13 protein-coding genes and 1 pseudogene are annotated in these 18,412 nt (G+C 65.5%); 6 read left to right on the forward strand and 8 right to left on the reverse strand.

From position 1 onward, the window contains the following. Positions 1–185: 185 nt before the first annotated feature. The 3 genes and pseudogenes from J4G43_RS27500 to J4G43_RS27510 all read left to right on the forward strand — a co-directional run bounded on the left by J4G43_RS27500 (position 186) and on the right by J4G43_RS27510 (position 4,843). Positions 186–2,033, forward strand: coding sequence for an extracellular solute-binding protein (locus tag J4G43_RS27500; protein WP_208086886.1), 1,848 nt, complete (start codon positions 186–188; stop codon positions 2,031–2,033). Between the two features lie 4 nt (positions 2,034–2,037). Beyond that, positions 2,038–3,540 (forward strand): class I adenylate-forming enzyme family protein, encoded by a 1,503-nt coding sequence (locus J4G43_RS27505; protein WP_208086887.1) that lies wholly within the window; start codon positions 2,038–2,040, stop codon positions 3,538–3,540. A gap of 84 nt (positions 3,541–3,624) precedes the next feature. After that, positions 3,625–4,843, forward strand: a pseudogene (locus J4G43_RS27510) (GGDEF domain-containing protein). A 55-nt stretch (positions 4,844–4,898) separates the two neighbouring features. Here the strand turns inward: J4G43_RS27510 and J4G43_RS27515 are convergent. From J4G43_RS27515 to J4G43_RS27525, 3 genes are all read right to left on the reverse strand, one after another. After that, complete coding sequence (locus J4G43_RS27515) at positions 4,899–6,029, reverse strand: acyl-CoA desaturase (protein WP_208089428.1); 1,131 nt, start codon at positions 6,027–6,029, stop codon at positions 4,899–4,901. Between the two features lie 296 nt (positions 6,030–6,325). Further along, positions 6,326–9,844 (reverse strand): transcription-repair coupling factor, encoded by a 3,519-nt coding sequence (mfd, locus tag J4G43_RS27520; protein WP_208086888.1) that lies wholly within the window; start codon positions 9,842–9,844, stop codon positions 6,326–6,328. Further along, the gene (locus J4G43_RS27525) at positions 9,841–10,131 is read right to left on the reverse strand and encodes an FAD assembly factor SdhE (protein ID WP_028147879.1); all 291 of its coding nucleotides are present in this window, start codon (positions 10,129–10,131) and stop codon (positions 9,841–9,843) included. The genes mfd and J4G43_RS27525 overlap by 4 nt, the downstream gene beginning before the upstream one ends. A 186-nt stretch (positions 10,132–10,317) precedes the next feature. Here J4G43_RS27525 and recG point away from each other — a divergent pair, with 186 nt between their 5' ends. Next, a complete protein-coding gene (gene recG / locus J4G43_RS27530; RefSeq protein ID WP_208086889.1) occupies positions 10,318–12,426 on the forward strand; it encodes an ATP-dependent DNA helicase RecG in 2,109 nt (702 codons plus the stop codon). Here recG and panE read toward each other — a convergent pair. After that, positions 12,423–13,352 (reverse strand): 2-dehydropantoate 2-reductase, encoded by a 930-nt coding sequence (panE, locus tag J4G43_RS27535; protein WP_208089429.1) that lies wholly within the window; start codon positions 13,350–13,352, stop codon positions 12,423–12,425. The two genes, recG and panE, sit on opposite strands and share 4 nt — an antisense overlap. A 216-nt stretch (positions 13,353–13,568) precedes the next feature. Between panE and J4G43_RS27540 the strand changes: the two genes are divergently transcribed. After that, on the forward strand, positions 13,569–14,090 hold the full coding sequence (locus J4G43_RS27540) for a P-loop NTPase family protein (RefSeq protein ID WP_208086890.1): 522 nt from the start codon (positions 13,569–13,571) through the stop codon (positions 14,088–14,090). Between the two features lie 28 nt (positions 14,091–14,118). On the opposite strand, the gene J4G43_RS27545 is transcribed toward J4G43_RS27540, so the two are convergent. The 3 genes from J4G43_RS27545 to glmS all read right to left on the reverse strand — a co-directional run bounded on the left by J4G43_RS27545 (position 14,119) and on the right by glmS (position 17,768). Next, positions 14,119–14,976: an NAD(P)-dependent oxidoreductase gene (locus J4G43_RS27545; protein ID WP_038955477.1), complete on the reverse strand. Its 858-nt coding sequence runs from the start codon at positions 14,974–14,976 to the stop codon at positions 14,119–14,121. Between the two features lie 105 nt (positions 14,977–15,081). Next, a complete protein-coding gene (locus tag J4G43_RS27550; protein WP_014495163.1) occupies positions 15,082–15,852 on the reverse strand; it encodes a DUF502 domain-containing protein in 771 nt (256 codons plus the stop codon). A gap of 89 nt (positions 15,853–15,941) precedes the next feature. Then, positions 15,942–17,768, reverse strand: a complete 1,827-nt coding sequence (gene glmS, locus J4G43_RS27555; RefSeq protein WP_063983209.1) for a glutamine--fructose-6-phosphate transaminase (isomerizing) — start codon at positions 17,766–17,768, stop codon at positions 15,942–15,944. A 220-nt stretch (positions 17,769–17,988) separates the two neighbouring features. Between glmS and J4G43_RS27560 the strand changes: the two genes are divergently transcribed. Beyond that, positions 17,989–18,207, forward strand: a complete 219-nt coding sequence (locus J4G43_RS27560) for a hypothetical protein (protein WP_071913760.1) — start codon at positions 17,989–17,991, stop codon at positions 18,205–18,207. An 8-nt stretch (positions 18,208–18,215) separates the two neighbouring features. On the opposite strand, the gene J4G43_RS27565 is transcribed toward J4G43_RS27560, so the two are convergent. Beyond that, the gene (locus J4G43_RS27565; protein ID WP_208086891.1) at positions 18,216–18,401 is read right to left on the reverse strand and encodes a hypothetical protein; all 186 of its coding nucleotides are present in this window, start codon (positions 18,399–18,401) and stop codon (positions 18,216–18,218) included. Positions 18,402–18,412 lie beyond the last annotated feature (11 nt).

An 18,412-nucleotide genomic window follows, 5' to 3' on the forward strand; every position in this document is an offset into this window, starting at 1 on the left:
CAATTGAGGCGGATAAGTGACGGGCTCGACGCTCTTGCGCGATTGCGTGCCTTCTTAACGTGGCCGACGAAAAGATCAATGCCGACAAGCGTCTTTGGCCACGCCTTGAACCGCTCTGGCCTGCGATCCGTGAAATTCCTTGTGATAGGATTCAGGCCCGCAGGTCCTCGAATCAACGTGTGCCGATGTCCATGTTCCAGCGCCTTCTCGAGGGCCTTCGTGAGGGCCTTGGCACCCGCCTCTGTCTTCTCGCCTTCGTCTTGGCCTCCGTGCTCTCCGCAAGCGGCGCGGGCGCTGGGGAAGCCCATGCCATCGCGATGCACGGCAAGCCGGCGATGCCGGCCGATTTCACCCACATGCCCTACGCCAACCCTGATGCCCCCAAGGGCGGCCGGCTGACCTGGGGCATTCTCGGCACCTTCGACAGCCTCAATCCCTTCATCGTCAGGGGATTGGCCGTGCAGCCGGTGCGGAACTACGTGGTCGAGAGCCTGCTCGCACGCGGCAATGACGAGCCGTTCACGCTCTACGGCCTGCTCGCCAGATCGGTCGAGACCGATGACGCGCGGAGCTTTGTCACGTTCCGCCTCGATCCCCGCGCCCGCTTCTCCGACGGCAAGCCGGTCCTGGCGGAGGATGTGCTGTTCTCCTGGCAGCTGCTGCGCGATCACGGCCGCCCCAACCATCGGCAATATTACGCCAAGGTCGCCAAGGCCGAGGCGCCCGACCCTCTCACCGTCCGCTTCGACCTGGCTGGCGCCAACGACCGGGAATTGCCGCTGATCCTCGGTCTGATGCCGATCCTGGCGAAGCATGCAGTGGATGTCGCGACCTTTGAGGAGACGACGCTGACCGGCCCGATCGGCTCGGGCCCGTATCGGATCATGGCGGTGAAGCCCGGCGCCAGCGTGACCTTGACCCGCAATCCCGACTATTGGGGTCGCGACCTGCCCATCAATCGCGGGCTCTACAATTTCGACGAGATCAGGCTCGACTATTTTCGCGAGGCCAACGGCCAGTTCGAAGCCTTCAAGCGCGGCCTCTATGATTTCCGCGTCGAGCACGAGCCGCTGCGCTGGCACGACGGTTACGACTTTCCAGCCGCCAAAAGCGGCGAAGTGATCCGCGACACCATCAAGCCCGGCGTGCCGCAGCCTTCCGAATTCCTGGTGTTCAACATGCGCCGTCCGATCTTCGCCGACATCCGCGTGCGCCGGGCACTGACGCTGCTGTTCGATTTCGAGCTGGTCAACCGCAACTACTTCTTCGGACTCTATTCGCGCGTCGCCGGCTATTTCGCCGGCTCCGACCTGTCGGCCTATGGCCGGCCCGCGGATGCGCGCGAACGCGAGCTGCTGAAGCCCTTCGCCGCGCAGATCCCGCCCGACGTCATGGACGGCAGCTACCGCCTGCCCGTCACCGACGGCTCGGGGCGCGACCGGACGACGCTGCGCGCCGCACTCAAGCTCCTGTCAGACGCCGGCTACGATCTCGACGGCACCGTGCTGCGCAACCGCGCGACAAAGGCCCCCTTCACCTTCGAGATGCTGGTGACGACCCGCGACCAGGAGCGCATCGCGCTCGCGTTCCAGCGCGACCTCAAGCGCGCCGGCATCGAGCCGAGCGTTCGCGCAGTCGATCCCGTGCAGTTCGACCAGCGCCGGCTCGGCTACGAGTTCGACATGATCCAGAACCGCTGGGACCAGTCGCTGTCGCCCGGCAACGAGCAGTATTTCTATTGGGGGAGCGCGGCCGCCGACAATCCGGGCACCCGCAACTACATGGGCGCCAAAGATCCCGCCGTCGATGCCATGATCGACGCTCTCCTCGAGGCCCGTGATCACACGGCCTTCGTCTCGGCGGTGCGGGCGCTCGACCGCGCCCTGATCTCCGGTTTCTATACAATCCCCCTGTTTAACGTATCCGAGCAATGGATCGCGCGCTGGAATCGGATAGAACGGCCAAAGGCCACCGCGCTGTCCGGATACCTGCCGGAGACCTGGTGGTCGAAGGGGCAGCCGCAAGCGAAGTGACGCCGTGAATCAGCCAGCCGTATCGCCGACGCTCGACACGCTGTTTCAGCGCACGCTGATGCGGCAACCGCACGCGCCCGCTCTGCTCGATCCCCTCAACAAGGCTCGCGTGACCGGCCATCAGCCGCGGCGGATGACCTACGCCGAGGCCGACACCGCCATCGAGGCCCTGTCGGCGCATTTCGTCGAATCGGGCCTGCCGGCCAATTCCGTCATCGCGATCCAGCTGCCTGCTACGGTCGAGTTCGTGCTGACAGTGCTCGCCGCGCATCGCGCCGGGCTCGTCGTCGCGGTGCTGCCGCTGCTCTGGCGCCATGCGGAACTGACCGCCGCGCTGAACCGCACCGCGGCGCGCGCCATCGTCACCATGAGCAAGGTCGACGGCGTCAGCTATTCCGACCTCGCGATGCATGCCGCCGCGGAGGCCTTCTCGATCCGTTACGTCTGCGGTTTCGGCGCCGACCTGCCCGAGGGTATGGCCTCGCTCGACGACGTGCTGGCCCGCCCGCCCGGCACCACGCGCGCCGTGATCCAGGACGGCCGCAAGGCGGCGATGATCTCCTTCGACGTCACCGCGGAAGGCTTTCGCCCGGTGCCGCGGCCGCATTTCAGCCTGATCGCCGGCGGGCTCGCGATGTCGCTGGAAGCCGACATCAAGCAGGGCGCGACCGTGATGGCGGCGTTCACGCCGATGTCGTTCGCAGGCCTCGCCTCCTCGCTCGCGGTGTGGCTGCTCTGCGGCGGCACGCTGGCACTGCATCATCCCTTCGAGAACGACGTGCTGGAACAGCAAATCAACGAGCACGAATGCGAGGTGCTGATCGCCCCGGCGCAGCTCGCGCTACGGCTCGGCGATGCCGATCTCGCGGCGCGGATGCCGAGCTTGCGCAACGTCATCGGCCTCTGGCGCGCGCCCGAGCAGGTGGCGGCGAGCGATGCCTGGATCGCGCCGCATGCACCGCTGACCGACGTCTATCTGTTCGGCGAGGCCGGGCTGTTCGGCGCCCGCCGCGGCGAGGACGGCATGCCTGTTGCGGTGATGCCCGGGCTGCACGGCGCCCCGCGCGAGCAGTCCGGTTCCTCCATCGCCGGCGAGATCCTGCTGACGCCCAGGGGCACGCTCGGCCTGCGCGGAGCGATGGTGCCGATCGCGGCCTACGCACCGCCGCAGCCGGTCGGCGACACCCTGACGGCGCAGCCGCCGCGCGACTATGTCGACACCGGCTATGCCGCGCGGCTCGACCGTCCGAGCGGCGCGATCTGCATCACCGCGCCGCCCTCCGGCATCATGGCCGTCGGCGGCTACCGCTTCCTGTCCAACGATCTCCAGGAATGGGCGCGCCGGCTCGGCCAGGGCGCCCTGCTCACCGCGCTGCCCGACCGGCTCTCGGGTCACCGGCTCGCAGGACGGGCGCAAGACAATGGCCGCGCCCGCGAAGCGCTCAATGAACTCGGGCTTAACCCCCTGATGGTCGAGGCTTTTCGCGACCGCTCCGGGCCGGTTTAAGCGCAGTTTCGACCCATCCATTGACGCTGCATTAAGGCAACCGGACTAGATTGCGCAGCATCTGTTGCGTGATCAGAGTTTGCGATGTCCCAGGCGGGCCCGATCCTGTTTGTGTCCAACGCCCAGCGGCCGCCTTTCATTGCGGCACTGGACGAGGCCCGTCTGTTTCCCGTCGTCGACGCCGACTGGGCCAGCGCGGCGCGCGCGGTCGAGCAGGTGCAGCCGGCCGCAGTTCTCGCCGCGATGCATGCCGGGCACGAGCCCTACCTTGCGCCGCTCGCCAGGAAGATCGCGGACCAATCGCCCTACCTGCCGTTCGTGGCACTCGATGCTGCGGGCACGCTGCCGCAGAACGCCCTGCCGTTCTCCTCGCGCGGCGGCAATTCCGATCGTCTCGTCGCGCGGCTCCGCGCCGCGCTACGCGTACGGACTCTCCATGCGACGGTTCTGCGCCGGCTGCCGGACGCGAAAGTCGGGTTGCCGGAGGGGGATCCGGTACGCGATGCAACGGTGCTCCTGATCGGCCGCGGCGCAGCCTATCCTGCGCTCTCCGTCGCGTTCGGCGAACGCGTCGGGGTCGTCGGCGCGCTCTCGATCGAGGCCGCGGCCAAGCATCTCAACACCCGCGATATCGATGGCGTCGTGCTCGCCGAAGGTTTTACCGCGCGCGTCACCGACGCCTTCCTCACGGTGCTCGCGGAAGACACCCGATTCCGCAGCCTGCCCGTGGCCGTCACCGCGCACCAGCTCGCGCAGACTTACGACCTGCCCAATCTCGAGCTGATCCCGGGCGAGCCGGCGAAGGTCGCCGCCAACGCGCTGCCGCTGATCCGCCAGCACGCGATGGAAGCGCAACTGAGCCGCACGCTGCGCTCGATCGATGCCGGCGGCTGGCTCGATCCGCGCAGCGGCCTGCTCACGGTGGAAGCTTTTGCCCGCGATTTCGCCGGCGGTCGAGCAGGCTCTTGCCCGCGGCGGCGGCCTCTCCGTGGCGCGCTTCGCCTTCGAGCCCGGCAATTCCCGCGCCCAGCTCGACGCCGCGCGGATCCTGAGCCGCCTGATGCGGCAGATGGATTTTGGCGTGGCGCAGAAAGACGGTTCCGTCGTCGTGTTCGCGGAGACCGACTTCCGCACCGCCCACATGATCGCCCGCCGCCTGTCGGCGGTGATGCGGCACACCTCCAATAGCAAGTACGAGATGCGCAGCGATCCCGTTGTCAGCGTGGACTCGCTGTCGCCGTCGGATACGGCGCGGTCACTGCTCGGGCGTCTCTCAGCCGACGCGTCGCGCGCGGCGTCGTAGTCGCGCGTCAGCAATCCCTGATCTCGTGCGCGCCCCTTGTACGGGCAACGTGGCGCTAAGCGCCACCATTCGCGCCCGATTTCGGGGCGGCTGCCAGAGCGGGAGTGGCCAGGAGAAAGCCGACAGTCTCGTTCAGGAGCTCGTGGGCCCGGTCGACGATGTCGTCCAGCGACATCGTCTTTGCGAACATGCGCTGCGCTTCGGCCAGCAACTGGTCGCGAGTCGGCATGCTGGACAGACGCAAATCGGCACGCTGCTGCAACAGAATGATCGCGTCCCGGACCGACAATTCGGTCTCATGGATCGACGTCTTGATCGCCTGTGCGATGTGTTCAGGATTGAAGCGAGCAGCGAGCTGCTCGGCCGCCTGCTTGATCGCGCGTGATCCCAACCGATGCTCATTGCGCAGGACCTGCTTGGGCGGCATCTTCAGATCCCCGACAATCCCGAGCCAGGACAAGGCCACCAGGATATAATAGGTGAGATCAATCTCGTACCAGTGGAAGCCCTGTCGCGCGCTGGCCTGATAGGCGTGGTGATTGTTGTGCCACCCCTCACCCATCGTGACGAGAGCGAGCAGCCAGTTGTTGCGGGAATCGTCGCCGGTCACGTACCGCCTGCGGCCGTGAACATGTGCGAGGGAGTTGATGCAGAACGTGCCGTGATACACGAGCACCGTGCTCCAGAGAAAGCCGACCACGAGTCCTGACCACCCGGCAATGAGGAAGCAGAGGCCCGCGAGCACGAATGCCGGCAGAAGCTCCAGTTTGTGCAGCCACATCAGCTCGGGATACGACGCCAGATCCGATACTTTCACCAGATCGGTTGCATCGTGCTGCCGGTAGAAGATCCAGCCGAGATGACTGTAGAGGAAGCCCTTGTGCCGGGGCGAATGCACATCCTGCGCCGTATCCGAGTGAAGATGGTGATGGCGATGTTTGGCAGCCCACCAGAGGACGCTTTTCTGAGCGCTGCTCTGGGCCAGGAAGGCCAGGATGAACTGAAACACCCGGCTGGTCGCGTAGGCCCGGTGCGAGAAATACCGGTGATAGCCGGCGGTGATCGCAAACATGCGCAACCAGTACAGAACCGCGCAAATGACTACGGCTTGCCACGAGACGCCCGACCAGATCGCCGCGAAGCATCCCGCGTGGACCAATATGAACGGCAGGACCTGCGGATACATGACGTCGTCGTGTTCGTCACCGTGTTCCTGGCCTGAATCGATATTGATAGACACGCTCGCGACCTCAGAAGTTTCAATGGGCGGGGCAGCCCCGCTTTGCGGTACAAAAAACCCGCGGCCGGTAAACCAGTCGCGGGTCACACGAATCAGGTCATTAGTCAGGCACGCTATCAGCGGCGAGGCCAAATCGTCGGCCGAACTCGACGAATCGAACATGGCTGTCGTTCGATCATTCCGCAAGTGGCCATATGCCGCTGTTTTGTATCCAAGTACCGCTCCGGTGGCGCTCGGAACAATTACGCCGCCTTCTTGCTCTGCGCCAGCTGTGCCAGCTGCCGCATGATCTCCGTGGTGCCGGCGAGACGCTCTTCCGGCGTCTCCCAGTCCTGCAGGAACACCACCTTCATGTCGGGCCGCACCTTGGCGGCCTGGCCGTAGCTGCGGATGAACGACACCAGGCGGTCGGGGTGGGCGAACGAATTATCGCGGAAGGCGATGACCGCGCCCTTCGGACCGGCGTCGATCTTCCCGACATTGGCCGTGCGGCAGAACGCCTTGATCGCGGCGACCTTGAACAGATAGCGCACCTCGTCGGGCAGCACGCCGAAACGGTCGCGCATCTCCGAGCCAAAGTTCTCGATCTCCTCCTCGGTGTCGAGATCGGCCAGCCGCCGGTACAGCGACAGCCGCACCGAGAGGTCGCCGACATAGTCTTCCGGAATGAGCACGGGCATGCCGATGGTGATCGAGGGCGACCAGCGGTCGGCGGCGGGCTCGGACACGCCGGCCTTGAGGTTGACGATCGCCTCCTCCAGCATCGACTGGTAGAGCTCGAAGCCGACTTCCTTGATGTGGCCGGACTGCTCCTCGCCGAGCAGGTTGCCGGCGCCGCGGATGTCGAGGTCGTGCGAGGCGAGCTGGAAGCCCGCGCCCAGCGTCTCCAGCGATTGCAACACGGTGAGCCGGCGCTCGGCCTGCGCGGTGATCTTCTGCTGCGCCGGCAGCGTGAACAGCGCATAGGCTCGCAGCTTGGAGCGGCCGACGCGGCCGCGGAGCTGATACAGCTGCGCCAGGCCGAACATGTCGGCACGGTGCACGATCAGCGTGTTGGCGTTGGGAATGTCGAGGCCGGACTCCACGATGGTGGTCGACAGCAGGATGTCGAACTTGCCGTCGTAGAAGGCGGTCATGATGTCTTCGATCACCGCGGGCGGCATCTGGCCGTGCGCGACCGCGACCTTCATCTCCGGCACGTTCTTGTCGAGGAAGTCCTTGACCTCGGCGAGGTCGTCGATGCGCGGCACCACGTAGAACGCCTGGCCGCCGCGATAGCGCTCGCGCAGCAGCGCCTCGCGGATCATCAGCGGATCATGCGGAGCGACGAAGGTGCGCACCGCGAGCCGGTCGACCGGGGGCGATGCAATGATCGAGAGCTCGCGGACGCCGGTCAACGCCAGTTGCAGCGTGCGCGGGATCGGCGTCGCCGACAGCGTCAGCACGTGCACCTCGGAGCGAAGCGCCTTTAGCCGTTCCTTGTGGGTGACGCCAAAATGCTGCTCCTCGTCGACGATAACGAGGCCGAGATCGCGGAACTTGATCGCCTTGCCGAGCAGCGCGTGGGTGCCGACGACGATGTCGACCGAGCCGTCGGCAATGCCCTTCTTGACCAGGTTCAGCTCTTTGGTCGGGACCAGGCGCGAGGCCTGCGCCACATTCACTGGAAAGCCCTTGAAGCGGTCGGTGAAGGTCTTGTGGTGCTGGCGGGCGAGCAGCGTGGTCGGCACCACGACCGCGACCTGCTTGCCTTCGAGCGCAACGGCAAAGGCCGCGCGCAAGGCCACCTCGGTCTTGCCGAAGCCGACGTCGCCGCAGATCAGCCGGTCCATCGGACGGCCGAGCTCAAGGTCCTTCAGCGTGGATTCGATGGCCCCTAACTGGTCCTCGGTCTCGTCATAGGGGAAGCGCGCGCAGAACTCGTCGTAAAGTCCCGGCTGCACCGGCAGCTTTGGCGCCTCGTGCAAATGGCGCGCGGCGGCGATCTTGATCAGCTCGCCCGCAATCTCGCGGATGCGGTTCTTGAGTTTGGCCTTGCGGGTCTGCCAGCCGCTTCCGCCCAGACGATCCAGCTCGACTGTGGTCTGGTCGGAGCCGTAGCGCGACAACAGCTCGATGTTCTCGACCGGCAGAAACAGTTTTGCGTCGGCGGCGTAATGCAGCTCAAGACAGTCATGCGGCGCGCCGGCGACGTCGAGCGTCTGCAAGCCGATGAAGCGGCCGATGCCGTGGTCGGCATGGACGACGATGTCGCCCGCGGCAAGGCTCGTCACCTCCGAGATGAAATTGTCGAGCTTGCGGCTGGCCTTGCGGGGCCGGACCAGGCGGTCGCCAAGGATGTCCTGCTCGCTGATCAGCGCGATCTCGTCGGTCTCGAAACCGCTTTCGAGGCCGAGCACGGCGAGCATGGTCTCGTTGCGCGGGGTCGCCTGCACCGTCCGCCAGGCGTTGACGCTGGTGGTGTGGGTCAGCTTGTGGTCGCGCAGCATCGAGGTCATGCGGTCGCGCGATCCCTCGCTCCAGAGTGCGATCACGACCTTCTTGCGCTGGGCATGCAGCGCCATCACGTGGCTGACGACGGACTCGAACACGTTGACGGTGGCGTCGTTGCGTTCGGGTGCGAAGTCGCGGCCCTTGCGCGCGCCGGCGTCGACGATCGTCGCACCATCGGCCGGAACCGAAAACTGCGTCAGCCGCACCAGCGACATCTCGCTTTCGCGCCTGGTCCATTCCTCGTCGGTGAGATAGAGCCTGTCGGGCGGCAGCGGCTTGTAGATCGCACCGCCGCCGGGATGCTCCATCGCATCGCGGCGGGCTTCGTAGTAATCTTGGATCTGCTTGAAGCGCTCGCGAACCGCGTCCTCGGCCTGCGGCTCGATCGCGATGGCCGCGCCTTGCAGATAGTCGAACAGCGTGTCCATCCGGTCCTGGAACAGCGGCAGCCAGTGCTCCATGCCGGGATGGCGGCGGCCCTCGCTGACGGCCTCGTACAGCGCATCGTCGCGCTCGGGCGCGCCGAACTCGGCGACATAGCCCATGCGGAAGCGGCGGATGGTGTCGGTGACGAGCTGGAATTCCGAGATCGGCACGAGGTCGAGCGAGCGCATGTCGAGCATCGTGCGCTGGGTCTCGGCGTCGAAGGAGCGGATCGATTCCAGGCTGTCGCCGAAGAAGTCGAAGCGGACCGGCTGGTCGAGGCCGGCCGGAAACAGATCCAGGATGCCGCCGCGCACGGCATATTCGCCGGGCTCGCGCACGGTCGAGGAGCGGTTGTAGCCGTTGTGCTCGAGCCAGGCGATGATGGTGTCCATCGGCACCACGTTGCCCGGCGCAACCGACAGCGCCTGCGCGGCGACGAGTTCGCGCGCAGGCACGCGCTGCACGATTGCGTTCACCGTGGTGAGCACGATCAGCGGCTTGTCGCTGCCGGTCAGCGGCGCAAGCCGCGCCAGCGTGGTCAGGCGCTGCGCCAGGATGCCGCCATGGGGCGAGACGCGGTCATAGGGCTGGCAGTCCCAGGCCGGAAAGGTCAGCACCGGCAAATCGGGCGCGAAGAATTGCAGCGCGCGTTCGAGCTGCTGCATTCGCCCGCCGTCGCGGCAGACCACGGCAAGGCTGACGGCCGGTTTCTTCGGCCGCGCCGCGATGGCGCGGGCGAGATCGGAGATGACGAGGCCCTCGGCGCCCTCGGCTACATTGGCAAGCGTCAGCGCGCGGCCGGGCGTAAGCAGCTCGGCCGGCGACTTCATCCCCTGTTTCATAAATCGCCGTCCGTAATCGGGAACGCCTTGATGCGGGCAAACAGCGCGCCGGTGACATCAGCTGGCAGCACCTTGTCACCGGTGATGGCGGCATAGAGATCGGGATCGGACTCTTCGAGCAGGGTCTCGAGCTCGGTCAGCTCGTCGTCGGACAGATTGCCGATCTCGGCATCCGCGAAGCGGCCCAGGATCAGGTCCATCTCGCGCGTGCCGCGGTGCCAGCAGCGGAACAGAAGCCGCTTGCGGCGATCGTCCAGCCCGTTGCTCGATCGTGTCGTTCCCGTCATGTCTCAGATCCAGTCAAACGCAGAAAGCCCGGACGTGCCGGGCCGGGGTGATATAGCCACTCGGACCGCCCCTGTCAGCCCTCGATTTGGCATGGCCCGCTGCCCGCGTGAGGAGCGCGAAAAAAGACGTGGATGCCCGGCATAAAGCCGGGCATGACGGGCCGAAACGATCCTAGATTCGCTCTCATGCGCCCCAGCCTGCTCAATCCGCTGTTTGCTCCCGTGACCAGCCTGCCCGGCGTCGGTCCGAAGCAGGACAAGCTGCTGCAGTACCTGCTCAGCCGCAATGAGACGCCGCGCCTGGTTGACCTGCTGCTGCATTTGCCGAGCCAGGTCATCGACCGCCGTGCGCGGCCAAAGATCCGCGACGCCGTCCAGGGAACCATGGTGACGCTGGAGGTCACCGTCGATCGCCATCGCCCGCCTCCGCCGCGCAACGCCCGGGCGCCCTATCTCGTCTACGCCAGCGACGACACCGGCGATGTCGTGCTGACCTTCTTCCGCGCCAAGCCCGGCTATGTCGAAAAGCTGCTGCCGATGGGCGAGAAGCGCTACGTCTCGGGCACGCTCCAGATGTATGACGGCATCCCGCAGATTGTGCATCCCGACCGCGTGCTCGACGAAGAGGCGATCTCGAAGCTCTCGGGCATCGACCCGGTCTATCCGCTGACCACGGGTCTGGCGCTCGGCTCGCTGCGACGCGCGGTCGCGCAAGCGCTGCAGAAGCTGCCGGCCCTGCCGGAATGGATCAGCCCGGAGGTGATGCGCCGCTGCAGTTTTCCGTCGGTCACCGAGGCGCTCAGCCGCGTGCACCAGCCGGTCGAGCTGACAGACATCCTGCCCGAAAAACCCTACTGGTCGCGCCTCGCCTTCGACGAGCTTTTGGCCGGCCAGCTCGCGCTGGCCCTGATCCGCGCGCAATTGCGCCGCCCGGCCGGCGTCCGCAACGCCGGCGACGGTCACTTGCGCAACAAGATCATCGACGCCCTGCCCTATGCATTGACGTCGTCGCAGCGAGAAGCGACCGCCGCGATCGCGAACGATCTGCAACAACCCGTGCGCATGCTGCGCCTGCTTCAGGGCGATGTCGGCTCGGGCAAGACCGTGGTGGCGCTGCTGGCGGCCGCCGCCGTCGCCGAAGTCGGCAAGCAGGCCGCGCTGATGGCGCCGACGGAAATTTTGGCGCGGCAGCACATCAAGACCATCGCCCCGCTCGCGGAGCGCGCAGGGCTGCGCGTGGCCATCCTCACCGGCCGCGAGAAAGGCAAGGAGCGGCGCGAGCTGTTGGCACAACTCGAAGCCGGCGAGATCAATCTCCTCGTCGGCACCCATGCGCTGATCCAGGACGACGTGATCTTTAGCGATCTCGCCCTGGCCGTCGTCGACGAGCAGCATCGTTTCGGGGTGCGCGAACGCCTCGCGCTGACCTCGAAGGGCGCCGCCGTCGACGTGCTGGTGCTGAGTGCGACGCCGATCCCGCGCACGCTGGTGCTGACCTATTTCGGCGACATGGACATCTCCGAGTTGCGCGAGAAGCCCGCCGGCCGCCAGCCGATCGAGACCCGCACCATATCGATGAGCCGCCTCAATGAGGTCACGGACAGCATCGGCCGGGCCTTGGAGGCGGGCAAGCTGGTCTACTGGATCTGCCCGCTGGTCGAGGAATCCGAGGCCGAGGGCACCGAGCATCTGACCAATGCGACCAAACGCTTCGAGAGCTTGCAAAAGCGTTTCGGCGACCGCGTCGGCCTCGTCCACGGCCAGATGAAGGGCACCGAGAAGGACCGCGTGATGGGCGAGTTCGCCGCCCATGAGATCGGCCTTCTGGTTGCGACCACCGTGGTCGAGGTCGGCGTCGACGTGCCGGCCGCGACCATCATGGTGATCGAGAACGCCGAACGTTTTGGACTGGCCCAGTTGCACCAGCTGCGCGGCCGCATCGGGCGCGGCTCGGAAGCCTCGACCTGCCTCTTGCTGTACAGCGAGCCGCTCGGCGAGATGTCGAAGGCACGGCTGAAGGTCATCCGCGAGACCACCGACGGCTTTCGCATCGCCGAGGAAGATTTGAAGCTGCGCGGCGAAGGCGACGTGCTCGGCGTGCGCCAGAGCGGCCTGCCCGGCTACCGCATCGCGCGGTCGGAGGTGCACGGCCAGCTCATCACCCAGGCTAGAGACGAGGCGCTGCGGATCCTGAAGGACGATCCGAAGCTGAAGGGCGAGCGTGGCGAGGCGCTGCGGTTCCTGCTGTATCTCTACGAGCGGGACGAGGCGATCCCGCTGATCGGAGCGGGTTAGCCTGCTGTTCTTCGACGCCCGACTTCGTAAGCCGCCACATGCGCGCGGGCCAGATCCAAGAGCGGCGTGTCGATACCGAGCGTGCGGGCGCGGTTGGCCATATCGCCCAGGATATGCTCCGCTTCGGTGACCGAACCACGCTCGATATCGCGCAGCATCGAAGCCTTGAGCGGCGAGTCCCGCGTGGTGAACAGTTTCCGGTCGAACTCGATGAACGGGGCGCGCGGCTCAAAACCCGACGCCGTTGCAACGGCACAGCATTCCGCGAACAGCCGGAAAATGGACTGCTCGCCGTTCGGCACCGCCAGGATCTCGCCGATACTTGCGCGCATCAGGCAAGTGATGCCGGCGAGCGTGCTGAGCTGGATGAATTTCTCCCACATGTCCTGCATGATCGCTTCGCTGGCGCGCACGTCGATACCGGGGACATGGAGCAGTGTTTCCAGCGCGAGCGCACGCTCGCTCAGCGCCCCGTTGGTCTCGCCGAAGACGATGGTCTGATTGGCCATGAACTGAACGACACGACCATCCGCGTCGAGCCCGGCACTGACGTTCGCCAATCCGCCGAGGACGCGGGCGGCGCCGAACGTCGCGGTCAGAGCGTCAATATGTTTCAATCCGTTGAGTATCGGCAGAATCATCGTGTTGGCGCCAACGGCCGGGGCAAACTGGGCCATCGCATCGTCGAGCGAGTAGGATTTCACCCCGACCAGCACGACGTCGAACGTCTCCTTGAGATCGTTAGCCAGGACGATCTTCGGCTGCACGGCAAAGTCGCCATGCGGGCTCACGACCTGCAATCCATTCCGCCGCAATTGCTCGGCACGCTTCGCTCGCACCAGAAAGGTCACGTCGCCGCCCGCTCGGACCAGGCGAGCTCCGTAATAGCCTCCAAGCGCGCCTGCGCCGATCACCAGCACTCTCATTCGAACTCCGATTGCATCCATCTGTCTCCGCAGAAACAATAGCAGACGGGGCGTGCGGCGTCTCCTCCCCGTCATTGCGAGCGCAGCGAAGCAATCCAGAATCTTCCCACGGAGACAGGCTGGATTGCTTCGCTGCGCTCGCAATGACGAAGTGGATAGAGCCGCTTCAGAAGACTCACCCTTTCGCCGCGGTCGACTTTATGAAACCTTGCGCTCATGCGCCGGATCATCGTCGTTGGCTCCCAGGGAAGCGGAAAGACGAGCCTCTCCCGAAATCTCGGGCGGAAGCTTGGACTGCCCGTGGTGCATCTCGACGTGCTCTATTGGCGGCCGGGGTGGAAGCCATCCGACAAGGCCAGCTTCCGTCTACGCGTCGCGGAGGAGATCGCTGGCGACGCATGGGTCATCGACGGCAGCTTCTCGGGGCTCGCCTTCGATCTCACGCTTGCGCGTGCCGACACCCTGGTCGTCATCGACCGCCCACGCTGGCTCTGCCAGTGGCGCATTCTCTGGCGCTCCGCGTTCGATCGCGACACGACGCGACCCGATCTGCCCGAGGGATGTCCGGAACAGTTCGACTGGAAACTGATGAAGGAGGCGTGGCGCTACGACACGGAGCGCGTGCCTGTCATCGAGGCCGAGCGCCTTCAATATGGCCCCGATGTCCCGGTCGTGCGCCTGAGACGCGACCGGGACATCCAGGGTTTTCTGGAATCGGTTTCAGTGCACGGCGAGTGATCCGTTGCCGTGACTTCGGACTGGACGGTCAGGCCTTCTTCTGCGCGACACGCGCTGCGAACGCCTTCAGCAGTGCCGCATCCACCGCTTCGCCATTCGCGTCCGCGGCGAGGTGCTCGAACCAGCGTGCAAAGCCTTCGTAGATCTGGCTTGCTGGATGGTCGGGCCCGAGGAAACCCGAGATCTCCCGCATCTCCGCGACCCAGCGATAGGCCTTCGGGATCATGTCCGGCAGCGCAACTTCGAGCCGGGCCAGGACCGCGGGCTGGCTCAGCGCGAGCTCGTCGCGCAGCGCATCGGCCGCGCCCGCTTTCGTGGCCGCGACCACCATGGCCGAGCCGATGCCGGCCAGGCCCTTGACGATACCGGCATAAGACATCTTCAGCGCGGAGGCCGCGCCGACGGGTCCCTCGACAATCCGCACGTCGAGCCCGAGATCCTTCAGCACCGCGAGATCCCCAGCGTACTCGCCGGACAGGTAGAAAGCCGGGCTCTTGCCGCCGGGCTGCGGCGGGAAGCCGATGATGCCGCCATCGACGAACGGCGCCTGCGCCGAGCCGATGATCTCCTCGATTCTTTGCACGGTATCGACATTGACCGCGTTGCAGTCAACGACGATCGGCTTCTTCTCGCGCCGGACGATCAGCGCCGCCAGGCGTTCGGCCAAAGCCACGGCTTCGCCCGGCGGCACGATCGAAAGGATGATGTCGGCCTCCGCGATTGCGTCGTCCTCGGCGCCGATCATGCCGGCATCCGCGGCGCGCTTTTGCGTCGCCTCGCTGCGCCCCTTCAACGACGTCAGCACGCGCGCACCGTTTTCGCCGAGGCGGCGGGCCACGGCGCTGCCCATGGCGCCGGGCGCGAGAATCGCAATGGTCTTCGTCATCATGCACTCCAGGTCGAATTCCGAGCGAGGCGCTCAATTCAACCGGAAGACTAGCAGAGGACGAAAGTGCTTGCGTGAATGCGGCCATCCGAAACGGGAATGGCCCTACTCCACCTTCGCGGGCTGGGGCTGGAGCGCGGACGCGTTGGCAATGCGCGCGGCGTTCGCCATGCCCGCGAGCGCGGCGGCCTTCTTCGGATCGGGCGCCGAGCCCGGCTGCACCACGCCGGCCGACATGATCAGGGTCGCGGCATCTTCGGTGCTCATGTCGACCTCGACGATCTTGCTCTTGGGCACGTAGAAGAAGAAGCCCGTGGTCGGGTTCGGCGAGCACGGCAGGAATACGGAGACGTGCTCCTCCTGCCCCGGCAGGCTGCGCGCGACCTCTTCGTTCGGCGACTGCGAGATCAGCACGATCGACCACATTCCCGGCGACGGAAACTCGACCAGGCCGACCTTCCGGAAGCTCGAGCCCTTGCCCGAGAACAGCGTCTCGAACACCTGCTTCAGGCCGCGATAGATGGCACGCACCGCCGGAATCCGGCCGAGGAAGGTCTCGCCGATATCGACCAGCGTCCGGCCGATCAGATTGGCGGCGAGGAAGCCGACCAGCGTCAGCGTGAAGAATGCGACAATCAGTCCCCAACCTGGAATGACATACGGCAGATAGGTTTCGGGCCGATAGGCCAACGGCACGAACGGCCGCACCACGCCGTCAACCCAGGTGACGAACCACCAGACCAGATACAGCGTGATGGCAATTGGCCCCGTCACGACGAGGCCGGTGAGGAAATAATTGCGGAAGCGGCCCATCAGGCCGGTATGCGGTTCCGGGATGGGATCAAGCGGCGCAGGCGCGTCGTCGCGGGGGGTCATTCGGGTTCCAGGTCGGTCGCTGCACTCAAGCTAGGGTCTTCTAGCAGGTTTTGGAAGACTACCTAGCGTTCCGGCCTGATCCCTTCTGCCTATTCCACGGTCACCGATTTCGCGAGGTTGCGCGGCTGGTCGACGTCGGTGCCCATGATGACCGCCGTATGATATGCGAGCAGCTGCACGGGGACGGCATAGACCATCGGCGTGAACGCGGCCGCCATGTCGGGCATGACGATGGTGACGAGGGACTCGACGGTCGCCTCCTCCGCGCCCTTGGCGTCCGTCATCAGGATGATCCTGCCGCCGCGGGCGGCAACCTCCTGCATGTTGGAGACGGTCTTCTCGAACACGCGGTCATAGGGCGCGATGACGACGACCGGCATGGTCTCGTCGATCAGCGCGATCGGCCCGTGCTTCAGCTCGCCGGCGGCATAGCCCTCGGCATGGATATAGGAGATCTCCTTCAGCTTCAGCGCGCCTTCGAGCGCGAGCGGGAAGCTGGTGCCGCGGCCGAGATAGAGCACGTCGCGCGATTTGGCGATCTCACGCGCGAGCTTCTCGATCTGGAGCTCGGTGGTGAGCGCGTCCGACATCAGGCGCGGGATCTCGACGAGGCCATGAACGAGCTTGGTCTCGTCCTCGTCGGACAATTCGCCGCGGGCCTTGCCGGCCGCGATCGCAAGATTTGCCAGCACCATGAGCTGGCAGGTGAAGGCCTTGGTCGAGGCGACGCCGATCTCGGGACCGGCGAGTGTCTGCAGCACGGTCTCGCTCTCGCGCGCGATCGTCGAGGTCGGCACGTTGACGACGGCCACCGTGTGCACGCCCTCGGCCTTGGCATAACGCAGCGCGGCCAGCGTGTCGGCGGTCTCGCCCGATTGCGAGATGAAGATGGCGAGATCGCCCTTGCGCAACGGCGCCTCGCGGTAGCGGAATTCGGAGGCGACATCGACCTCGACCGGCACGCGCGCAAAGCGTTCGAACCAGTATTTGGCGACGAAGCCGGCATAGCTCGCGGTGCCGCAGGCGGTGATGTTGATGCGCTGGATGCTCTTGAAGTCGAACGGCAGCTTGACCGGCAGCGAGACGCGCTCGGTCGCCATGTCGACATAGCGCGCCAGCGTGTGGCCGACCACTTCCGGCTGCTCGTGAATTTCCTTCGCCATGAAGTGGCGGTAATTGGCCTTGTCGACCAGCGAGGTCGAGGCGGCGTGCTTGATCTTCTCGCGCTGGACGGCGTGGCCGTCCTTGTCGAAGACCGTGGCGCCCTTGCGCGTCAGCACGACCCAGTCGCCGTCTTCGAGATAGCTGATCGTGTCGGTGAACGGGCCGAGCGCAATGGCGTCGGAGCCGAGATACATCTCGCCGTCGCCATATCCGATCGCGAGCGGCGGGCCGTTGCGGGCGCCGATCATGAGGTCGTCGTCACCGGCGAAGATGAAGCCGAGCGCGAAGGCGCCGCGCAGCCGCGCCAGCGTCAGCTTCACCGCTTCCACGGGCTTGTTGCCGCGCGTGAGCAGATCGTCCACGAGATGCAGCACGATCTCGGTGTCGGTCTCGGTGTGGAACACCGTGCCCTTCTTCTCGAGCTCCTCGCGCAGCTCGCGGAAATTCTCAATGATGCCGTTGTGGACCACGGCAACGCGTTCGGTCGCGTGCGGATGGGCATTGTTGACGGTCGGCTTGCCGTGGGTGGCCCAGCGGGTGTGGCCGATGCCGGTTGTGCCTTTGAGCGGCTCGGCCTCGAGGCGCTTCTCCAGGTTCTTCAGCTTGCCCTCGGCGCGGCGGCGCGCGAGATGCTTGCCTTCGAGCGTGGCGACGCCCGCGGAGTCGTAGCCGCGATATTCAAGACGTTTGAGCGAATCCACCAATTGCTCTGCAACCGGCGTGCGCCCTAGAATGCCGACAATCCCGCACATGCGGATCAATATCCCCCAAATCGTCGAAAAATCGCCTAAACGATCCGCTCGGTCTTTAGCGAAGTTCCTAAGGAACCAGATACTCAATAATTATTGCTGATTGAGACAGCACCGTTTCGCATCCGGCTTCGACTGCGTCGAATTGGCCGGCCTTAAACCGCGCGAATTAACTCCTTGTCAACAAGTTTGGCCAACGATTCCGGGACAGGAGAATAAGGCCATGAAAGGCTCATCCGACCGCAAAGGTCTGTCATCGACGTTCCTGCGCGCCAGCGAAACCACGGGCACGCATCTAGCGCATTGGCCCCCGCCCCAGCGCGGCAAGGAAAGCAAACCCGTCTTCGTCAAGCACGCTGCCGGTGAGCCGGCCAAGCGCGCCAAGCCGCGCGGCTGGCGCCTGACGCGCGCGATCTTCTCGGAATTCTCCGACGACGAGTAGCGGAAGCCTCACCACCCCAGCACCGCAGCATACACGAGGAAAACGACGAGCGCCCAGAACGCCAGCCCGATGACGAGGGCCAAAATCTCGGGCGGATCGTACTCGTTCATCTCCCGTAGCAGCAGTCGCCCCATGCCCGTGACGAATGTGTCGATCAGAAAACTGAAGAGATCGCGCACAAAGCGAGACGACACCGCAGTTGGCG

The organism is Bradyrhizobium barranii subsp. barranii (assembly GCF_017565645.3).
Lineage (GTDB): Bacteria > Pseudomonadota > Alphaproteobacteria > Rhizobiales > Xanthobacteraceae > Bradyrhizobium > Bradyrhizobium barranii.

What these genes read in the sequence shown, in the direction of transcription:
- J4G43_RS27550 (WP_014495163.1), bottom strand. Translation starts at nt 15,852, where the DNA reads ATGACCCCCCGCGACGACGCGCCTGCGCCGCTTGATCCCATCCCGGAA.
- J4G43_RS27560 (WP_071913760.1), top strand. Translation starts at nt 17,989, where the DNA reads ATGAAAGGCTCATCCGACCGCAAAGGTCTGTCATCGACGTTCCTGCGC.
- J4G43_RS27500 (WP_208086886.1), top strand. Translation starts at nt 186, where the DNA reads ATGTCCATGTTCCAGCGCCTTCTCGAGGGCCTTCGTGAGGGCCTTGGC.
- J4G43_RS27525 (WP_028147879.1), bottom strand. Translation starts at nt 10,131, where the DNA reads ATGACGGGAACGACACGATCGAGCAACGGGCTGGACGATCGCCGCAAG.
- mfd (WP_208086888.1), bottom strand. Translation starts at nt 9,844, where the DNA reads ATGAAACAGGGGATGAAGTCGCCGGCCGAGCTGCTTACGCCCGGCCGC.
- glmS (WP_063983209.1), bottom strand. Translation starts at nt 17,768, where the DNA reads ATGTGCGGGATTGTCGGCATTCTAGGGCGCACGCCGGTTGCAGAGCAA.
- J4G43_RS27515 (WP_208089428.1), bottom strand. Translation starts at nt 6,029, where the DNA reads ATGTATCCGCAGGTCCTGCCGTTCATATTGGTCCACGCGGGATGCTTC.
- J4G43_RS27540 (WP_208086890.1), top strand. Translation starts at nt 13,569, where the DNA reads ATGCGCCGGATCATCGTCGTTGGCTCCCAGGGAAGCGGAAAGACGAGC.
- panE (WP_208089429.1), bottom strand. Translation starts at nt 13,352, where the DNA reads ATGAGAGTGCTGGTGATCGGCGCAGGCGCGCTTGGAGGCTATTACGGA.
- J4G43_RS27545 (WP_038955477.1), bottom strand. Translation starts at nt 14,976, where the DNA reads ATGACGAAGACCATTGCGATTCTCGCGCCCGGCGCCATGGGCAGCGCC.
- recG (WP_208086889.1), top strand. Translation starts at nt 10,318, where the DNA reads ATGCGCCCCAGCCTGCTCAATCCGCTGTTTGCTCCCGTGACCAGCCTG.